The organism is Streptomyces sp. Ac-502 (assembly GCF_045222935.1).
In the GTDB taxonomy this organism is placed as follows: domain Bacteria; phylum Actinomycetota; class Actinomycetes; order Streptomycetales; family Streptomycetaceae; genus Streptomyces; species Streptomyces monomycini.
Window position 1 is genome coordinate 8153201 of sequence record NZ_JBHFFO010000001.1, and the last position, 18600, is coordinate 8171800.

An 18600-nucleotide genomic window follows, 5' to 3' on the forward strand; every position below is an offset into this window, starting at 1 on the left:
CAGTCGCACGCGCCGATGGTGACCGCGCGGCAGGGGTGGCGCAACTCCTTTTCGGGGAGGCGGGAGGCGGAGCCGGCGCTGCCGGGCAGCCCGCCCTGCCCGAGCAGCGCAGGTCAGTGCTGATGCTTATGCTGATGTTGATGCAACGCCCGCCCCGCCAGCGTCAGGAACGTCTCGCCGACCGCCTCCGACAGGGTGGGGTGGGCGTGGATGTGCTGGGCGACGTCGGACGGTTCGGCGTCCCAGGCCACCAGCAGTTGGCTCTCGGCGATCATCTCCGAGACGTGCGGGCCGACCAGATGGACACCGAGCACGGCCCCGGCACCCGCGCCGCCCGTGCCCTCCGCCGCCACGACCTTCACCATGCCGCCCTGCCCGTGCACCATGCCCTTCGCGACCGCCGTCAGCGGCAGGGTGTTGACCCGGACGGCCAGTCCACGCGCCCGCGCCTCCGCCTCGGTCAGGCCGACGGAGGCGGTCTGGGGCGAGGAGTACGTCACGCGTGGCACGGTCGCGTGGTCCACCGGCCGGGACGGGACACCGGCCAGCGTCTCGGCGACCAGCAGCCCTTCGGCGAAGGAGGCGTGCGCCAGCCCGGGGGACGGGGGCGGCAGCAGGTCGCCCACGACGTGGATGCCGGGCACGGCCGTCTCCAGCCGGGACCAGTCGGCGGGCGGCACGAAGCCGCGCCCGTCGGCGGTCAGTCCGGCCGCCGCCAGGCCCAGGCCGTCGGTCACCGGCACCCGGCCGACCGCGACCAGCAGCCGCTCGGCCTCGACGGTCTCCTCGCCCCGCGGCGTACGGACGGTGGCCCGCACCCCGCCGTCCGCCACATCGGCCCCGGTCAGCATCGAGTCCGTACGGACCGTGATGCCGCGCTTCTTCAGCCCGCGCGCCAGATGGCGGCTCACCTCCTCGTCCTCCAGTGGCAGCAGTCGGCCGGCGGCCTCCACCAGCGTCACCCGGGCGCCCATCGACCGGTGGAAGGACGCGTACTCGACGCCGATCGCGCCGCCGCCCAGCACCAGGACCGAGTCCGGCAGGCCCGGTGCGAACAGGGCGTCGTCGCTGGTGACGACCGTACTGCCGTCGGGTACGAGGCCGGGCAGCAGGCGCGGGCGGGAGCCGGTGGCCAGGACGACACCGCGCCGGGCGTGGAACTCCCCGCCGTCCGGGGCCTCGACGAAGACGGAGCGCGTGCCGGTCAGGCGCGCGCTGCCGCGCACCACACGCACCCCGGCGCGCTCCAAGTGCCCTTCGACGCCCTGGTGGTTACGTGTCACGATGCCGTCGCGGGTGGCGATCAGCGCGTCCCAGTCCACGGCGTCGAGCGTCACCTTCACGCCCCAGCGCTCGCGCGCCTCCGCGATGCCGTCCACCAGTTCCGCCGCGTGCAGCATCGCCTTGCTGGGGATGCAGCCGCGGTGCAGACAGGTGCCGCCGACCAGGTCCCGCTCGGCGAGGACCACTTGTAGCCCGAGGGCGGCGGCGCGTAGAGCCGTGCTGTAGCCGCCGGTGCCGCCACCGATGACGATCACGTCGGTCTCGCCGCTTCCCCCGCCGCTGCCGCTGCCGCTGCCGCTCTTGCGCTGCGTGTCTCTCATGCGGTCAGCCTCCGCCCACCTCCCGCCATGAGTCCAAGGCAATGTTTCCATAGGGGCCATGAAGAACGTTCATGGTGGGGCGTAGGGGGGCGGGCATGAGTCTGCGGCAGATGCAATACCTGGTCACGGTCGTCGAAGAGGGGTCCTTCACCCGGGCGGCCGAGCTGCTGCATGTCACCCAGTCCGCGCTGTCCCACCAGATCAAGGCCCTGGAACGGGAGTCCGGCGGCCCGCTGCTGGAACGGTTGCCGCGCGGCGTCCGGCTGACGCCCATGGGCCGCGCCTACTTCCCGCACGCCGAACTCGCCGTACGCAGCGCCGAACAGGCCCGCCGGGCCGCACTGGCGACGGCCGGGGCCGAGAGCGGCGAACTGCACATCGCGACGGTGCACGCGCACGCCGTCGGCGTACTCCCGGAGGTCTGCGCGCGCTGGGGGCGCGAGCACGGAGGAGTGCGCCTCGTCCTGCACGAATACGCCACCACGGGGGACCTGTTCGCGCACATGGAACGCGGCGTCGCCGACCTGGCGGTCGGACCGCGGCCCGAGAAGTGGCCGGGCCCGGTCACGGTCGTGGGCACCGAGGACATGGTGATGGTCCTGCCGCCCGGCGACCCGCTCGCCGGCCGCGCCGCCGTCCGGATCGACGAAGTGGCCGACCGGCCCTGGGTGCGCTGCGCACTGGAACCGGTCCTGGCGGGCCGGCTGTGGCTGGACGTGGAGTGCGAACGGGCCGGCTTCACGCCCCGTACGGCCGTCCGTACGCAGCACACGTCCACGGCGGTACGGATGGCCGCGGCCGGCGTGGGCGTCCTGATCACCGCCGCCCACGAACTGACCGGCCTGGACTGCACCGCCGTCCCCACCGACCCGCCGTGGCGCCGCGAGATCACCGCCTTCTCCCGTGTGCCGCCCACGGGCGCGGCCGCGCGGTTCGTGACGCTGCTCCGCGAACGCCGACTCCCCACATGCCAACGAGTTCGGCCCCGGCCCTCTCGAACCGAAATCGGAACGGACGAGCACCTTCGGTGATTTTTTGGAGTGCTCCGTTGAGCTCCTTGATGAGCCTGTGCAGGAGGGGTACGAGGTCCGGATGGTCGCCGCGGGAGGCGGGTTGGAGCAGTTCGGTGGCCACGATCATCTGGGCGGCTCGTCCCTGCGGAGAGCCGAGAAGGTAGGCGAACTCGTGCTTCACGCGCGCGGCGGTGGCCGACGCGAGGAGGCTGTAGACGTACAGCAGGACGGTGTCATAGCCGTACGGGGCGATGCCCCACCCTTCCCAGGCGAGGATGGCTGGCCGGTCGGTGGTGAGGTTGGCGAAGTGCAGATCGCATGGGCGGTGGCCCACTCGGTGATCTGCGGCGCGGGCAGGCCGGTGAAGTGGGGCACGGACCGGTCGGTCCACTACTGGCGCACCGCTACCCGGTCGGTGCGGACCGCGGTGAGCCGTTCCAGGTCCTTGCGGAGTGATGACCACCACGAGGTGGACAGGTCGAGTTCCTGGCGCAGAACCGGCTCGGGTGAGCAGACCGGGGAGTCGACGAAGCCGGTCAACTCCGCCCGGTAGGCGCACGGGCGACCTGAGGTTGACGGCCTGGGCCTGCGGTGCCCGCAGCATGGTCGCCCTCGCCGACCACCGGCTCGACACCGCGGCCCAGCACGCAGACGAAGCCCTCGCCCCGTCAGGGCTGCCCCGCGCCCAGATCCACGGGCCCGCCTTCCCGCCCCCATCGATCCGTACGGCGCCGGCACCGCCTGATCACCGTGTGCGCCGACGGCTGGCCGGAGCCTTGAGCGACTTGGGCGCGGGGCGGCCCCGGCTGCCGCCGCGTCTGTGCAGCCGCCACACAGGCCCCGTCCGTATGCGCAGCCCCTCAGCCCCCCGCCACCAGCAATGCCACCGGATACCGCCCCAGCAGCTCACGCAGGCATACCACCGGCCTGTGCACCTCCCGGCCGGTGAGCAGTTCGCGCCAGACTGTGCCTGTGCCGGTGTTCGGAAGCGTCAGTTCCGTGTCGCGCCAGCCGCCGTCCTCGGCCAGGCGGAGGGAGAGGCGGGTTGCCACCGTCACCGACCGGCCGGCCCGGGCGAAGGCCAGGCAGTGGCCGGCTGCGGTGCCGTCGGCGTGCAGGGGGTGTAGGTGCCCTGGGTGCCGAACCACTCGGGATGGGTCCGCCGCAGGCGCAGGGCTGTCGCGGTCAGCAGTAGTTTTTCGGCGGACAGGTCCTGTGGGGCCGCGCCGTCGTCGAGTTCGGTGAGCAGGTCGGCGCGGAGCCGGGGCGGGCGGCGGTTGTCGGGGTCGACCAGGGCGTTGTACTCGGTCTCGGTGCCCTGGTACAGGTCGGGTACTCCGGGCATGGTCAGGTGCAGCAGGGCCGCGCTGAGGACGTTGGCGCGGACGTACGGTGCGAGCTCGGCGGCGAGTTCGGTCAGTGAGGACGCCGCCGGTCCGCACGGGCCGGCGCGCAGGAAGTCGCCGACCGCCTCCTCGTACCCGGCGTTCTGGTCCGTCCAGGACGTGTGCAGCCCCGCTTCGCGTACGGCCTTCAGCACCGACGGGATCAGCCGTTCGGCGGACGGCTTGCCGAGGCCGAAGGCGGTCTGCCAGGCCACCCACGCCAGGTGCTGGTCCGGCGGCTGCGGACCCTCGCCCCCGGTTGGCCCGGCGGACACCCGGCGCAGCAGTTCCCGCCACCGGTCCGGGCATTCGGTCAGGACGGCGATCCGCGCCCGTACGTCGGCGCTGCGCTTGGTGTCGTGGGTGGAGAGCACCGTCGAGGTCAGCGGCCAGTCCCGCTGGAGGCGGGCGCAGTACGCGTGGAAGGTGTCCACGCCCACCGTGGGCGCCCCCGGGTCGGCGCCGACCTCGCAGGCCGACAGCAGGGGTACGTAACGGTAGAAGGCGGTGTCCTCCCCGGACTTGGCGCGCAGCGCGGAGGAGGTCTGGGCGAAACGCGCGGCGAAATCCGCGCAGTCCGGGCCGTTGCCGAGCAGGCCCAGCGCCAGGTCGCGCACCAGGTCCACCGCCAGCGCCTCCTCCGGCGCGCGGAAGACCGTACGCGCCCGTGCGGCGGCCTCGGCCAGCATCGCCGCGTCCAGCTCGCTGCGCTGCGCGGTGCGCGCCCCGGCGGCGTCGGTGGCGTACGGGCGGTAGACGGGCAGCCGTACCAGCAGTTCGCGGACGGCGGTGCGCAGCGCCCAGGGCGCGTGGTCGCCCTGGTGGGACGCCCGGTCGCTGATCCGGCTCGCGGTGCGCACCAGGCGGTCGACCTCGGCCGCGAGGTCGTGGGTGACCACCTCGTAGGCGGCGCGGCGTGCGGTTTCCTCCCAGTCGCCACCCGCGTCCGCGAGCGGGGCGACGAAGTCCCGGTAGACGCTGAACAGGCGTCCGGAGCCGAGCGGGCAGACGAACAGGCCGTCGAGGTGGCGCAGCGCGTCGTAGCCGGTGGTGCCCGCGCACCGCCAGCCGCGCGGCAGCTGTTCCCGGCCGGTCAGGATCTTCTCGACCACCGTCCAGCGGCCCCCGGTCGCGGTGTGCAGCCGGGTGAGGTAGTCGCCGGGGGCGGCCAGGCCGTCCGGGTGGTCGATGCGCAGCCCGTCGACGACGCCCTCGCGCAGCAGCCGCAGGACGGTGGCGTGTGTCGCGTCGAAGACCTCCGGATCCTCGACCCGTACGCCGATCAGCTCCGAGATGGTGAAGAACCGCCGGTAGTTGATCTCGCTGCGGGCCAGCCGCCACCAGGCGAGGCGGTACCACTGGGCGTCCAGCAGACGGGGCAGCGGAAGCTGCTCGGTGCCGGGCCTGATGGGGAAGGCGTGGTCGTGGTAGCGCAGTACGTCGCCGTCGACCCGGATGTTTCCCAGTTCGTCTCCCAGCCGCCCGCCCAGTACCGGCAGCAGCACGCGTCCCCCGTGCCCGCCGTCCCAGTCGATGTCGAACCAGCGGGCGTACGGGGAGGAGGGGCCGTCCCGCAGCACCGCCCACAGCGGTGTGTTGAGCGACTCCGGTGCCGGGACGGCCATGTGGTTGGGAACGGTGTCCACCACCAGCCGCAGTCCGTGCGCCGCGGCCGTCGCGGCCAGCGCGCGCAGGCCTTCCTCACCGCCCAGCTCGGCCCGTACTGCCGAGTGGTCCACCACGTCGTAGCCGTGTGTGGACCCGGGCGCCGCCTCCAGCACGGGGGAGAGGTGGAGGTGCGAGACGCCCAGCGCGGCGAGGTACGGCACGGCCTTCTCGGCTGCGGCGAAGGGCAGGTCCGGCTGGAGCTGGAGCCGGTACGTGGCGGTGGGGGGCGCGGTAGCGGTAGGTGGCACAGTGGTGGTGGGTGGCGCACTGGAGTCGGCCGTCATGGGAACACCCGTACCCGCCGGACGGCTTGTTGTTTCACCGGTCCGGCTTCGAAGGAACAGCGGGCGGGAAGTCGTCAGCTCCTGGGAGGAAAGCTGTCCGCTCCTAGGCGGAAAGTCGGCCGCTCCCGGGCGGGAAGCTGTCCGTACCCGACCCGGTTTTCCCGGGACGGGTGCCGCCGTACGGGCGTATGGCCGAGACCTGACCGCCGCTGAGCAAGGGCGTCCGTACTACGCCGTACGGCAACCGGAACCCGGGCGTACGGAACCGGCAGGATCCACCGCAATGGCGGAGCCGGGCGTACGGCTGGTGGCGTATCCGGAACGGGCGCGAGTGCCGTGCGCCGTACTCGCGCGACCGCTCCGGGGCCGGGGCCGGGAGGCAGGGGGAGGCCGGGGCCGCCGCCGTGCGCAAACGGTTCCCCGGCCATGCGCGACCACCGGTCCCGGCCCTGTACGTCCACCGGCCCCGGAACGCCTAGGCGGGCCGCTGGAGCACCATCATGCTGCGGCCGGGCAGCGTGAGGTGGTCGCCGGCCTGGGCCTTGAGGCCCCCGCCGTCGGCCACGACCTCCGGATGGGCGGTGTCCACGACCGCCTGCCACTGGCGGCCGTGGTCGACGGGCACGGTGAATTGCCGGTCGTCCGCGTGCGCGTTGAACATCAGCAGGAAGGAATCGTCGGTGATCCGTTCGCCGCGCGGGCCGGGCTCGGTGATCGCGCTGCCGTTGAGGAAGACCGTCAGCGACTTGGCGTGCGCCGCCTGCCAGTCGCGCTGCCGCATCTCCTCGCCCTCGGCGGTGAACCAGGCGATGTCGGACAGGTCGTCGTGGGTGCCCTCCATGGGGCGGCCGTGGAAGAAGCGCCGCCGGCGGAAGACCGGGTGGTCGCGCCGCAGCCACACCATCTGCCGGACGAAGGCCAGCATCTCCCGGTCCTCCTCGCGGACGGCCGCCTGCCCCTGGTCGCCTGTGTCCGGTACGGCCGCATTCCATCCGCCGGTGTCCGACTCTGCTGTCGTGTCCGGCCCGTCCGCGTCCGATGCGGCTGTCGCGCCCGATCCGTCCGCTTCCGGTGTTCCCTCGAAGGCGAGCGACGACTCGTTCACGTCTGCCTCAGCTGTCGCCCCCGCCCCGCCCGCCCCCGGCCACCGCACCCACGCCAGCTCGTTGTCCTGGCAGTACGCGTTGTTGTTGCCGTGCTGGGTGCGCCCGAACTCGTCGCCGTGGCTGAGCATCGGCACGCCCTGCGACAGCAGCAGCGTGGCGATGAAGTTGCGCATCTGGCGGGCCCGCAGCTCCTGGACCCCGAGGTCGTCGGTCGGGCCCTCGGCGCCGCAGTTCCAGGACCGGTTGAAGCTCTCGCCGTCCTGGTTGTCCTCGCCGTTGTCCTCGTTGTGCTTGTGGTCGTAGCTGACCAGGTCGCGCAGGGTGAAGCCATCGTGGCAGGTGACGAAGTTGACGGAGGCCAGCGGGCGCCGCCCGTCGCCCTGGTATAGGTCGGAGGAGCCGGTCAGCCGGGAGCCGAACTCGGCGATGGTGCGCGGTTCGCCGCGCCACAGGTCCCGTACGGTGTCGCGGAACTTGCCGTTCCACTCGGTCCACAGCGGCGGGAAGTTCCCCACCTGGTAGCCGCCCTCGCCCACGTCCCACGGTTCGGCGATCAGTTTGACCTGGCTGACCACCGGGTCCTGCTGCACCAGGTCGAAGAACGAGGACAGCCGGTCCACCTCGTGGAACTGCCGGGCCAGGGTCGCCGCCAGGTCGAAGCGGAACCCGTCCACCCGCATCTCCGTCACCCAGTAGCGCAGCGAGTCCATGATGAGCTGGAGGACGTGCGGACTGCGCATCAGCAGGGAGTTGCCGGTGCCGGTGGTGTCCATGTAATAGCGGGGGTCGTCGGCCAGCCGGTAGTACGAGGCGTTGTCCAGACCGCGGAAGGACAGCGTCGGCCCCAGGTGGTTGCCCTCCGCGGTGTGGTTGTAGACGACGTCGAGGATGACCTCGATACCGGCCTCGTGCAGCGCCCGTACCGCCGACTTGAACTCCAGCACCTGCTGCCCGCGGTCGCCCCAGGACGCGTACGCGTTGTGCGGGGCGAAGAAGCCGATGGTGTTGTAGCCCCAGTAGTTCGCCAGTCCGGCGTCCACCAGCCGGTGGTCGTTCACGAACTGGTGGACCGGCATCAGCTCCAGGGCCGTGACCCCCAGCTCGGTCAGGTGCTCGATGATCGCGGGATGCGCCAGCGCCGCGTAGCTGCCGCGCAGATCGTCCGGCAGGTCGGGGTGGAGCATGGTCAGGCCCTTGACGTGCGCCTCGTAGAGCACCGTCTCGTGGTAGTCGGTGCGGGGCGGGCGGTCGTCGCCCCAGTCGAAGTACGGGTTGATCACGACCGACGTCATGGTGTGCGGCGCCGAGTCGAGGTCGTTGCGGCTGTCCGGCTTGCCGAAGTGGTAGCCGTACACCGCCTCGTCCCAGTCGATGCTGCCGCTGACCGCCTTCGCGTACGGGTCCAGCAGCAGCTTGGCGGAGTTGTGCCGGTCACCGCGCTCCGGCTTGTACGGGCCGTGCACCCGGAAGCCGTACCGCTGTCCCGGCATGATCCCGGGGAGGTAGGCGTGCCGTACGAACGCGTCGGTCTCCCGCAGTTCGACGGCGGTCTCCGAGCCGTCGTCGTGCAGCAGCGACAGCTCGATGCGTTCCGCCGTCTCGGAGTACACCGCGAAGTTGGTGCCCGCACCGTCGTACGTGGCACCCAGGGGATACATCTGTCCCGGCCAGACCTGCATACGTCGACTCTTCCACTTCCTCGATGGGCGCCGCGAAGCCTTGAGGCATCACGGCGGTCACGCGTCGCCGTGTTCGTTTGCTGCGTACGGTGCTGCGATCGTCTCGTGTTTCAACCTGCCCAATACGGCTGGTTTTTCGCGCGATCTGCGCCGAAAGGTGAGCAACCCGCGGCGAAGTCGGATCGTCATACAGGACGACCGATATGTGCTGAGCACCATGAGGCAGCTGGGGGGAACAGTGCGCAAGATGATGCACCGCCACCTGGGCAAGCTGGTGGCGGGAGCGGCCGTGGCGCTGGCGGGCACCGCCGCCCTGGCCGCGGTGACCCTGCCGGGGGACGCCGGAGCGGCCGGCGGGGGAGCCGGGCCGCCGCGGTCGAAGGACCGGAGGCGGGAACCGGGCAGACGTCGCAGGTACGGCCGGGAGCGGTGGAGCGCGCGCCCGCGGAGGGCAGCACGGGCGTCGGCCGGGACCCGCTGACGGACGACGAGGTCGCGCGGGCCCAGGCCCTCGCCACGCCCCGTACGTTCCGCAGCGCGACCGAGGACGTCAAGGGCAGGACGGGGCCGGAGCGGCTGACCACCGGTCTGGCCGAGCTGGGCCCGGACGAGACCGGCCTCGCCGCCCCGCCGCGCCGGGCGAACGTGTCGTTCTACGACTACCGGTCCGACGCGTACGTGACCAAGACCGTCAACCTCACGACCGGGAAGGTGGAGAAGAGCGACAGCCGGCACGGTGTGCAGCCGCCGCCCAACCGGGCCGAGAGCGAGGCCGCGGCCGGGCTGCTGATCGCCGCACCCGAGGGGGCCGGACTGCGGGAGGACTACAAACACGCCACCGGCAAGGAGCTGACCGGCCCCGGCCAGCTGGCCGTACGGGGCTTCGTCTACCGGGGGAGGCGGAGGGACCGGCTCCGGCCGGGCTGCGCGCCTGCGGGGAGCACCGCTGCGTCCGGCTCTTCACCAAGGTGCGCGACGGCCAGTGGATCGACACCCGGCGCTATGTGGTCGACCTGAGCGCCCGCACGGTCGGCCGGCTGGACTGAGCCGCCCGCGCGTGCCCCGGCACGGCGTCCCGGCCCGCCACGGGCCGGCCGCCGCCCGGCAGGAACCGTGCAGCACCACGCACCCGCGTACTCCGAAGCTCGCGTCCCACTGACGTACAGGAGCGTTTCCATGCACGAAAGACCCTTCCGCCGCGCCCGCGTCGGCCACGGCCGCGCCCGTGTCCCTGCCCGTACCCACGTCCGTACCCACCGTGCACGGGTCCGGCGCGCCGCACTGCTCGCCGCGCCGCTGCTGCTCGGTACGGCCGCCCTGATGACCGGACCGTCCGCCGCCCAGGCCGCGCCCCCGCCCGCGTCCACCGCCGCAGGGTGCAGTACCCCGTACAGCATCACGCAGACCCTCGAAGCCGGCACCACTTGGCGCATGTGCTGGCACTACGACGAGAACGCCGGACTGGTTCTGGACAACGTCTCGTACCAGCCCAAGAGCGAGCCCCGCCCGATCCAGGTGCTGACCAGCGCGAAACTGGCGCAGATCCACGTCCCCTACGACGACGGCGGCAACGAGTACGACGACCTCACCGGTCAGAGCTTCGCCCAGGGGCTCCAGACGCTGGATCCGGGCGAGTGTCCCGGCGGCACCATCAAATCGGTCAAGGTGCCGGGCGCCTGGGACCCGGAACACGAGAACGTCAACGGACTGTGCGTCACCACCCGGGCCCGCGGCCACGCCTACCGGCTGGGCCGCTACCCCGGCGAGACCACCAGGATCCAGCAGCTCCAGGGCAAGGACCTGCTCGTCTACACGGTCAACAAGACCGGGTGGTACGAATACATCGTCGAGTGGCGCTTCTCCGCGGACGGCACGATGAACATGCAGGTCGGAGCGACCGGCACGCTCTCGCCCGCGGACTACGACGCGGGTGACGGGCGCGGCTGGCCGATCGGCAAGGGCGCCAAGGACTACGCCACCAGCCACAGCCACAACGTCTTCTGGCGGCTGAACTTCGGGCTGGACGGCTCGTCGGCCAACCGGGTCGAGCAGTTCGACTCGACGACCACCGCGCAGAGCGGCGGGCTGACCCCCAAGACCACGACGGTCCGCACCCCGGTGACCAAGGAGCTGGCGGGGGACGCCGGGCCGACCCGCTGGTGGCGGGTGGTCAGCAACATCGGAAAGAACAAGGACGGTCATCCGCGGTCGTACGAGATCGTCCCCGGTCGGTCCAGCAAGTACACCGGACGCGCCTTCACCCGGCACGACGTGTTCTTCACCGAATACGACAAGTGTGAGCAGTTCGCCAGCAACAACCTGGCGAACTGTGGAGCCGGCGCGGGCACCAGCGTGGACCGGTGGGTCAACGGACAGCCGCTCCGCCACCCCATCGCGTGGGTCAACATCGGATACCACCACATCGCCCGGGACGAGGACCAGGAGCCCATGCCGGTGCACTGGCAGGGCTTCCAGCTCGCCCCCCGGGACGTCACCGCTATGAATCCGCTCACTCCGCCCGAGCTTTCCGGACACAACGGTCACGTCCAATAAGGGCAGTTGGCCGGAGACTCGATCCATCCTGCTGCACCGCCTCCCGGACCCGCAGTAGTCTGCCTTGATCGTTGGCACGGGGGTTCGGAAGGCGGTGCGCAGGTGAGCTCGGGCGGGCTGGAGTTGCCCCCTGGTGACGACGGCCATGACGGCCAGGACAGTCATGAGGGACACGAGGGCGGCTCCGTCGACGCCCCGCCCGGGGCGGTCTCCCTGGCCCGGCCGATGGAGATCGGCGCGGAGCTGGACTGGGGCGCCGAGGCCTGGAGCGAGGTGCGCACCCGCGCCCGGCGGGCCGGGCGCGCCTACATCTGGCTGAACCTGGTCGAACAGCGGCTGCGGGCCGTCGTGGCGGCCGTGCTGCTGCCCGTCTACGAACCGGTGCACGGCGACGAATGGGTCATCGCCGCGGCCGGCCCCACCGGCCAGGAGTGGGTCCAGCGGGCGGTCGCGGTCCGCGAGGTCAGCCGCCGCAAGGGCTACCTGCTCGACCCCGCAGACGACAACATCCTCAGCTTCCTGACCCTGCCGCAGCTGCGCGAGCTGATGGTGCAGCACTGGCCGTGCTTCGAGCCGTACTTCGACGACCGGCGGGAGGTGGAGCTGGCCCTCGACGAGCTGGAGGTGGCCCGCAACATCGTCTCCCGCAACCGCGCCCTGACCGGCACCGTCCTCGCCCAGGCGGAGAGGGCCTCCGCCCGGCTGCTGGAGATACTCGGCTCCGGTATCGGCACCCGCACCGCCGGACGGCTGCCCATCGACGCGGTGGAGGACCTGGTCGGCGACCGGTACGCGGACGTCGTCGGCGTCCACACCGACCGGGTGCGCCTCCAGCGGCAGCTGCCCGCCGAGGACCTCTTCGGGGGCGCCCGGCGCCTGGACGCCATCGGCATCGGCCTCAACCTCCTCGTACAGAACTACTCCGGACGCCGCATGGTCCGCCTCGCGGAGTCCGGCTGCCGGGTCCGGCTCCTCTTCCTCAACCCCGCCAGCAGCGCGGTCCGCCGCCGCGAACGGGAACTGGGGCTCAAAAAGGGCGAGATGAGCCGCTCCATCGAGATGAACATCCTGCACATGCGGCGGGTACGGGCCCGGCTGCACGACCCCGGCGCCTTCGAGATCCAGGTCTTCGACGAGACGCCCCGCTTCACCGCCTACCTGGTGGACGGGGACGGCCCGGACGGCGTGGCCGTCGTCCAGCCGTACCTGCGGCGGAGCCGGGGCATGGAGTCGCCGGTCCTCGTCCTGCGCGGCGGCGGCCGCGAGGTGCTGCGCCAGGATTCGGACCGGGACGACGACCGCGGCCTCTTCGAGACGTACCGGGAGGAGTTCGAGAACGTGTGGGCGGACTCGCGGCCGGTGTCGTGAGGGCGGCCCGCCGGGGCGGCCGGCCGCCGCGAAGCGGGCGAGGGCCGGTAAGCGGCGGAAGCCGGGGCGTTGTCAGTGTCGCGTGGGAGAGTAGGGGAACACGGGGGAAGCACCACCGAAGGAGGCCGTCATGGGCTGGCATCAAGGGCTGCTCGTCAGTTTCGACTTGGAGACCACCGGTACGGACGTCGAGCGGGACCGTATCGTCACCGCCGCGCTGATCAGGCTGGACGCGGACGGCCGGGAGGCCCTGCGGAGCACCTGGCTGCTCGACCCCGGCGTGCCGGTGCCCGAGGAGGCGGCGGCCATACACGGGATGACGACCGCTCATGTGCGGGCGCACGGCCGGGCGGCGGCCGAGGGGTCGAGCAGATCGCCACCGCGCTCGCGGGGGCGCTGGAGGCGGGCCTCCCGCTCGTGGTGATGAACGCGCGGTACGACCTCTCGCTGCTGGACCGCGAATGCCGACGGTACGGCCTGCCGACCCTGGCCGAGCGGCTCGGCCGGCAGCCCGCCCCGGTCATCGACCCGCTGGTGCTGGACAAGCACGTGGACCGCTACCGCAAGGGCAAGCGGACCCTCCAGGCCCTCTGCCGGCACTACGGCGTCCCGCTGGAGGCGGCGCACGAAGCGGGTGCGGACGCGGTGGCCGCGGCCGGTGTGGCGCGCCGGATTGGCGAACGGTATCCGGCGGTGGCCGGGACGGCGCTCGCCGCGCTGCACGCCCTTCAGGAGGAGGCGGCTGCCGAGCAGGCCGCGTCGTTCCAGAAGTATCTGCGCCGCTCCGGTGACCCGGAGGCGATAGTCGAGGCGGCCTGGCCGCTCATTCCGTACCAGCGGGCGCGGGAGCGCTCCGAGGAGCTGGAGCTGGATCTGGGTCTGCCCGGGCAGGGGCAGGCGTCGGCCGCGCGTGGTAGCGCGTAGGGGGAGAAGGGGAGGGAAGGGACGGGGGCGTCAGGAGGGGAGTGCGGCAGGAGAGGGCGCGTCAGAAGGGGTACCAGCGGACGGTGGTGTCGCCCTCGCGCAGGGAGGCGATGCGGCGGCGGAACTCCTTGAGGGCGGCGGGGTTGCCGGGAGCGTGCTGCGAGACCCAGGCGCAGCTGGCCGTCTCCCGTGAGCCGCGCAGTACCGCGCAGCCCTCCCAGTCCCGGACGTCCCAGCCGTAGATCCGCACGAAGGTGTCGTACGCCGCGGCGGGCAGGCCGTAGCGGTCGCGGCTGAGCGCCATCACGACGAGATCGTGCTCCCGCAGATCGGAGGAGAAGGTTTCGAGGTCGACGAGCACCGGGCCGTCGGGGCCCACATGGACATTACGGGTCAGCGCGTCACCGTGGACCGGGCCGCGCGGCAGATGCGGTTCCAGCGCGGTGGCGGCAGCGGCGAACGCGTCGCGGCGGCCCCGCAGGTACTCGGCGTCCCGCGCCGAGACCGCGTCGCCGGCCAGGCGCAGCCAGCGTTCCACCCCTCCCAGCAGTTCACGCCGGGGGAGGGCGAACGGCGGTTCCGGCAGCGCGTGCACCAGCCGCAGCAGGGCGGCCAGGTCGGCCGGTTCGGCGGGGCGTACGGGGTCGGGCAGCCGCTCCCAGAAGGTGACCGGGTGCCCGTTCACCAGACGGGCCGCCGGCTCGGCCGCGCGCACGGCCGGCACGCCCTGATCCGCCAGCCACACGGCGACGCGCAGCTCCCGTTCGGCGCGCTCCAGCAGTTCGGCGCTGCGTCCGACCCGTACGACCGGGCCGTCGCCGTCGGTGGCGAAGACCGCGTTCTCGCCGAGCGAGAGCAGCCGGGCGTCGGCGGCGACGTCGGGCCGGCCGGCCGCGGCCAGGACGTCCCGGGCGTGCGCCTCCGTGAACGGAGTGGTGCTCGGTGCGGTCATCGGGGCGCCTCCTGCGGTGCGTGATCGGTATCAGTCTCGCAGGTCCCGGCGGGGAGGGGCCGGGAGGACCGGGTCGGGGGGAGGGGGAGGGACGGGACAGGAGGGACGGGGAGGGGGTGAGGGAGGGGTGGGACGAGAGGGGGAATAGGGGAGAAGGGGATGGGGGGAGGGGGCTGGGGGAGAGGGGGACGCGGAGGCGGAGTTCTGGTGGGGTGCTTGACTGCGCCGGGTGGTGTCACGACGATGACGGCGGTCGTCCGGCCCGTTCCGGCCGGGGACGCGCGGCCTGTTCGTGGTGGTCACAGCCGTTCCGGGTGTGCGGATGCGGGGAGTCGCGTTGGGTCGAGACGGTCCCGTACCGGGGCAGGGGCGTACGAGAGGAACGGGTGCGGGGCCGGTGTCGCGGGCCGGGGGCCGGCCGGTGGCCGGGCACGGGACGTGGTTCCTGATCCTGCCCGCGCTGATCCCGATCCTGGTGCTGAGCGTGGGCCCGCTGCTGTACGGCATCGGGCTGGCGTTCACCGACGCGCAGTCGGGGCGTACCCAGGCCACCCGGTGGGTCGGCCTGCTCAATTTCTCCGACCTGCTCCAGGACACCCTGTTCTGGGACTCGTTCCGGGTCGGGCTGGTGTGGGCGCTGGGCGTCACGGTCCCGCAGTTCTTCCTCGCCCTCGGACTGGCGCTGCTGCTCGGCCAGGAGTTGCGGCTGCGCTGGCTGGCCCGCGCGCTGGCGATCATCCCGTGGGCGATGCCCGAGGTCGTGGTGGGCATCATGTGGCGGCTGGTCTACCATCCGGACGCGGGTGTACTGAACGAGACGCTGCGCGGCTTCGGGCTGGGCCCGGACGAGGGCCGGGACTGGCTGAGCGGTACGGCCACCGCCCTGCTCGCCGTGATCGTCGTGGGCGTCTGGGCGGGGATGCCGCAGACCACGGTCACCCTTCTCGCCGGACTCCAGAACGTCCCCCGTGAGCTGCACGAGGCCGCCGCAATGGACGGCGCCGGAGCCTGGCGGCGGTTCCGTACGGTCACCTGGCCCGCGATCAAGCCGGTCGCGCTGGCCGTCTCGGCGCTCAACTTCATCTGGAACTTCAACTCCTTCGCGCTGGTCTTCGTGCTGACCGACGGCGGCCCGGGCGGCCGCACCCGGCTGCCGATGCTGTTCGCGTACGAGGAGGCGTTCCGGTACGGGCAGTTCGGTTACGCCGCCGCGATGGGGCTGGCGATGGTCGCGCTCATCGCGGTCCTGCTGGCCGTCTACCTCTCACGGCGGCTGAGGGGGAGGAGGAACAGTGACAGTGATGCGGAAGTCCTCGTCGGCCGAGCGCCCTTGGGCCACCCGGCGCAGCGTCGGCCGGGCCGGGCAGTACCTCGCCCTCCTCTGCTACCTCGCCTTCCTCGCGTTCCCCTTCCTCTGGCTGGTCTCCACCGCCTTCAAACCGCCCCGCGAACTGGGCAGCATCCACCCCACCTGGATCCCCCGGGCGCCGACGCTCGACAACTTCCGTACCGCCTTCGACGAGCAGCCGCTGCTCCAGGCCGCCGGCAACAGCCTGCTCGCCGCCGCGGTCTCGGCGCTGGTCGCGATCGTCCTGGCGACGCCCATGGCGTACGTCCTCGCGCGCCGTCGAACCCGCCTAGCGCGGGCGGCGACCGGCTGGGTCGTGGTCAGCCAGGCGTTCCCGCTGGTCCTGGTGATCATCCCGCTCTTCCTCGTGCTGAAGAACCTCCACCTGGTCGACTCCCGGACCGGGCTCGTCCTGGTGTACGTGGTGTGGTCGCTGCCGTTCGCGCTGTGGATGCTGACCGGCTACGTCCGGGCCGTGCCGCCGGAGCTGGAGGAGGCCGCGGCGGTGGACGGCGCGGGCCGGCTGCGCATCCTGGTCTCGGTCACCGGGCCGCTGCTGATGCCCGGCATCGTCGCCACCGGCCTGTTCGCCTTCATCACCGCGTGGAACGAGTTCTTCTTCGCGCTCGTCCTGCTCACATCGCCGGAGAAGCAGACGATGCCGGTCGTGCTGACCCACTTCCTCGGGGCCGAGGGCGTCGCCGACCTCGGCCCGCTCGCCGCGGCGGCCCTGCTCGCCACGCTGCCCGGCCTGGTGCTCTTCGCCGTCATCCAGCGCCGGATCACCGGCGGCATGCTGGCCGGGGCGGTGAAGCACTGATGGCCGCTCCCGGCAGCCCGCGCCGCCGTACCGTGCTGGCCGCCGCCGCGGCCGTGCCCGCCGCTGCCCTGCTGCCCGGCTGTTCGGGCGGCGGCGGAGGCCGCGGCGGCGACCGTGGCGTACTCCGCTTCCAGTCGCTGGCCTGGCAGAAGGAGTCCGTCGACGCGAACAAGCAGCTCGTCGCGGAGTGGAACCGCCGGCATCCGGACACCCCCGTCCAGTACGTCCAGGGGGCCTGGCCCACCGTCCACGACCAGCTGCTCACCTCCTTCGAGGGCGGCGAGGCGCCGGACATCATCCACGACGCGTCCGACGACCTCGCCGACTTCGCCTACGGCGGCCATCTCGCCGACCTGACCGGCCTGCTGCCCCCGCGCCTGCGGGACGACATCCCGCGGCGTAGCTGGGAGTCGGGCACCTTCGGCGGCCGGGTGTACGGCATCCCCTTCCTCCAGGAGCCCCGCGTCCTGATCGCCGACCAGGTGCGGCTGCGGCGTTCCGGGGTGCGGGTGCCGACCGTGCGCGAGCCGTGGACGTGGGAGGAGTTCGGGGAGGTGGCGAAGGCGCTGACGGGCGGCGGCGGGTACGGCGTCGCCTGGCCGCTGAAGGAGCCGGTGTCCGTCACGCTCAACCTGGCCCTGTCCGCCGGCGGCCGGATCTTCCGGCGCCGCCCGGACGGCCGGGCCGAGGTACGGTTCGACGCCGCCGACCAGGTGGTGCCGCGCGCCGTCCACGACCAGGTCAACGTCGCGCGCAGCGCCGCCCGTACGACGCTGGGCATGGGCGGCGCCGACACGCTCCCCGGCTTCTTCGCCGGCCGGTACGCGATCCTGCCGCTCGGGTTCTCCTACCGGCAGCAGATCGTGCAGCAGGCCCCGAAGGAGTTCGAGTGGACGGTGCTGCCCGCGCCCGGCGGCGCCGGCGGCGGGGACCAGGGCGTCAGCCCGCAGACCCTGTCGATCGCGGCGGACTGTCCCCGCAAGGAGGAGGCGATGGCCTTTGTCGACTTCCTGCTGAGACCGCCCAACATGGTGCGGCTCGCGCTCGGCGACTGGATGCTGCCGACGGGCCGGGAGGCGCTGAAGGCCCCTGAACTCCACACGGACCGCTACGGCTGGTCGACGGGCACCGCCCTGGCCGGCACGCTGCGCGCCGCCCCCGCGCAGTCCGTGCGGGGCTACCCGGAGTGGAAGGACAAGATCGCGACACCGGCCTTCCAGGAGTACTACAGCGGCGCCGTCGACCTGGACGAGCTGCGCGAACGTCTGGTCCACGACGGGAATCTGGTGCTGGCGCGGTATCAGCGCTGAAGAGGCCCGCGGGTGTTTCGTGACGGAATATCGGCGCATTCCCAATAAGGGGGCGGAGAGCGGGCGTAGCGCGCGGCCGTTCTGTCGCCCGCTGTGCCGGGGGAATTGCGTTGCGTATAAAACGCGTTCGGCCGAAGGGGAGCCCCGAGTGAGTGATGCCACGCCTCGGAAGTGTTATGCCGAGGATTGAGGCCGCGCAGACCGGGGATTGTTGATCTGTGAAGAAGCAGGGGGCGCCGGGGGTGATTGCCCGCCTGTTCCCTGTAACGGCTGGTTTTCCCGCATTGCGGGCGCCGCGCTCCGTACCGTGGGTAACTTCGACAGCCGTATCGCGGCTGACCTGCGGCATATTGCGGCCACGTAAACGGAGTTGACGTACCGCCGAGCGGCCGCGACGCGTATTTGCCCCCTTCTGCGGGCGTTTGCAATTACGCAGGCTTGTTGCCTATCTCACAACGCCCGGGCGGCCTTGAATTGACCCCGTCAATCCGACAGGGTTTCGAGCCAGCCCGGCGGAGATCTTCTTGTCCGTCCGGGCTGTTGCGCAACGCTTTCCCCCACACGTCCCGAACGAGGAGAACCCTCG

General features: G+C 72.2%; 9 protein-coding genes and 4 pseudogenes. 8 read left to right on the plus strand and 5 right to left on the minus strand.

What is annotated here, in order from left to right; genetic code table 11:
• Positions 1 to 113 precede the first annotated feature (113 nt).
• Entirely contained in the window at positions 114 to 1604 is a 1491-nt protein-coding gene (gene lpdA, locus ACEXOX_RS37020) for a dihydrolipoyl dehydrogenase (protein ID WP_406525183.1), read from the minus strand.
• A gap of 95 nt (positions 1605 to 1699) precedes the next feature.
• Here lpdA and ACEXOX_RS37025 point away from each other — a divergent pair, with 95 nt between their 5' ends.
• Positions 1700 to 2635, plus strand: a complete 936-nt coding sequence (locus ACEXOX_RS37025; protein ID WP_406525184.1) for a LysR family transcriptional regulator — start codon at positions 1700 to 1702, stop codon at positions 2633 to 2635.
• A 372-nt stretch (positions 2636 to 3007) separates the two neighbouring features.
• On the opposite strand, the gene ACEXOX_RS37030 is transcribed toward ACEXOX_RS37025, so the two are convergent.
• The 3 genes and pseudogenes from ACEXOX_RS37030 to glgX all read right to left on the minus strand — a co-directional run bounded on the left by ACEXOX_RS37030 (position 3008) and on the right by glgX (position 8739).
• Positions 3008 to 3157 (minus strand): hypothetical protein, encoded by a 150-nt coding sequence (locus ACEXOX_RS37030; protein WP_406525185.1) that lies wholly within the window; start codon positions 3155 to 3157, stop codon positions 3008 to 3010.
• A gap of 320 nt (positions 3158 to 3477) precedes the next feature.
• Positions 3478 to 5954: pseudogene (gene treY / locus ACEXOX_RS37035) on the minus strand (malto-oligosyltrehalose synthase).
• Positions 5955 to 6429: 475 nt separating this feature from the next.
• Positions 6430 to 8739 (minus strand): glycogen debranching protein GlgX, encoded by a 2310-nt coding sequence (gene glgX, locus ACEXOX_RS37040; RefSeq protein ID WP_406525186.1) that lies wholly within the window; start codon positions 8737 to 8739, stop codon positions 6430 to 6432.
• 238 nt (positions 8740 to 8977) lie between these two features.
• On the opposite strand from glgX, the pseudogene ACEXOX_RS37045 reads away from it, so the two are divergent.
• The 4 genes and pseudogenes from ACEXOX_RS37045 (at position 8978) to ACEXOX_RS37060 (ending at position 13584) form a co-directional block, all read left to right on the plus strand.
• Positions 8978 to 9785 (plus strand): annotated as a pseudogene (locus ACEXOX_RS37045) (Tat pathway signal sequence domain protein).
• 385 nt (positions 9786 to 10170) lie between these two features.
• Positions 10171 to 11292 carry a copper amine oxidase gene (locus tag ACEXOX_RS37050; RefSeq protein ID WP_406526583.1) on the plus strand — a complete coding sequence of 374 codons (1122 nt, stop codon included), beginning with the start codon at positions 10171 to 10173 and terminating at the stop codon, positions 11290 to 11292.
• A gap of 102 nt (positions 11293 to 11394) precedes the next feature.
• Positions 11395 to 12660 (plus strand): SAV2148 family HEPN domain-containing protein, encoded by a 1266-nt coding sequence (locus ACEXOX_RS37055; RefSeq protein ID WP_406525187.1) that lies wholly within the window; start codon positions 11395 to 11397, stop codon positions 12658 to 12660.
• A 130-nt stretch (positions 12661 to 12790) separates the two neighbouring features.
• Positions 12791 to 13584 (plus strand): annotated as a pseudogene (locus ACEXOX_RS37060) (3'-5' exonuclease).
• Between the two features lie 61 nt (positions 13585 to 13645).
• Here the strand turns inward: ACEXOX_RS37060 and ACEXOX_RS37065 are convergent.
• Positions 13646 to 14536 (minus strand): aminoglycoside phosphotransferase family protein, encoded by an 891-nt coding sequence (locus ACEXOX_RS37065; RefSeq protein ID WP_406525188.1) that lies wholly within the window; start codon positions 14534 to 14536, stop codon positions 13646 to 13648.
• Positions 14537 to 14858: 322 nt separating this feature from the next.
• On the opposite strand from ACEXOX_RS37065, the pseudogene ACEXOX_RS37070 reads away from it, so the two are divergent.
• From ACEXOX_RS37070 to ACEXOX_RS37080, 3 genes and pseudogenes are all read left to right on the plus strand, one after another.
• Positions 14859 to 15755, plus strand: a pseudogene (locus tag ACEXOX_RS37070) (carbohydrate ABC transporter permease); the annotation flags it as partial.
• A gap of 82 nt (positions 15756 to 15837) precedes the next feature.
• On the plus strand, positions 15838 to 16704 hold the full coding sequence (locus ACEXOX_RS37075) for a carbohydrate ABC transporter permease (RefSeq protein ID WP_406526584.1): 867 nt from the start codon (positions 15838 to 15840) through the stop codon (positions 16702 to 16704).
• Complete coding sequence (locus ACEXOX_RS37080; RefSeq protein ID WP_406526585.1) at positions 16704 to 18014, plus strand: ABC transporter substrate-binding protein; 1311 nt, start codon at positions 16704 to 16706, stop codon at positions 18012 to 18014. Before ACEXOX_RS37075 ends, ACEXOX_RS37080 begins: the two co-directional genes overlap by 1 nt.
• Positions 18015 to 18600: the final 586 nt, after the last annotated feature.

What these genes read in the sequence shown, in the direction of transcription:
- ACEXOX_RS37025 (WP_406525184.1), top strand. Translation starts at nt 1,700, where the DNA reads ATGAGTCTGCGGCAGATGCAATACCTGGTCACGGTCGTCGAAGAGGGG.
- ACEXOX_RS37065 (WP_406525188.1), bottom strand. Translation starts at nt 14,536, where the DNA reads ATGACCGCACCGAGCACCACTCCGTTCACGGAGGCGCACGCCCGGGAC.
- ACEXOX_RS37075 (WP_406526584.1), top strand. Translation starts at nt 15,838, where the DNA reads ATGCGGAAGTCCTCGTCGGCCGAGCGCCCTTGGGCCACCCGGCGCAGC.
- glgX (WP_406525186.1), bottom strand. Translation starts at nt 8,739, where the DNA reads ATGCAGGTCTGGCCGGGACAGATGTATCCCCTGGGTGCCACGTACGAC.
- ACEXOX_RS37050 (WP_406526583.1), top strand. Translation starts at nt 10,171, where the DNA reads ATGTGCTGGCACTACGACGAGAACGCCGGACTGGTTCTGGACAACGTC.
- ACEXOX_RS37080 (WP_406526585.1), top strand. Translation starts at nt 16,704, where the DNA reads ATGGCCGCTCCCGGCAGCCCGCGCCGCCGTACCGTGCTGGCCGCCGCC.
- lpdA (WP_406525183.1), bottom strand. Translation starts at nt 1,604, where the DNA reads ATGAGAGACACGCAGCGCAAGAGCGGCAGCGGCAGCGGCAGCGGCGGG.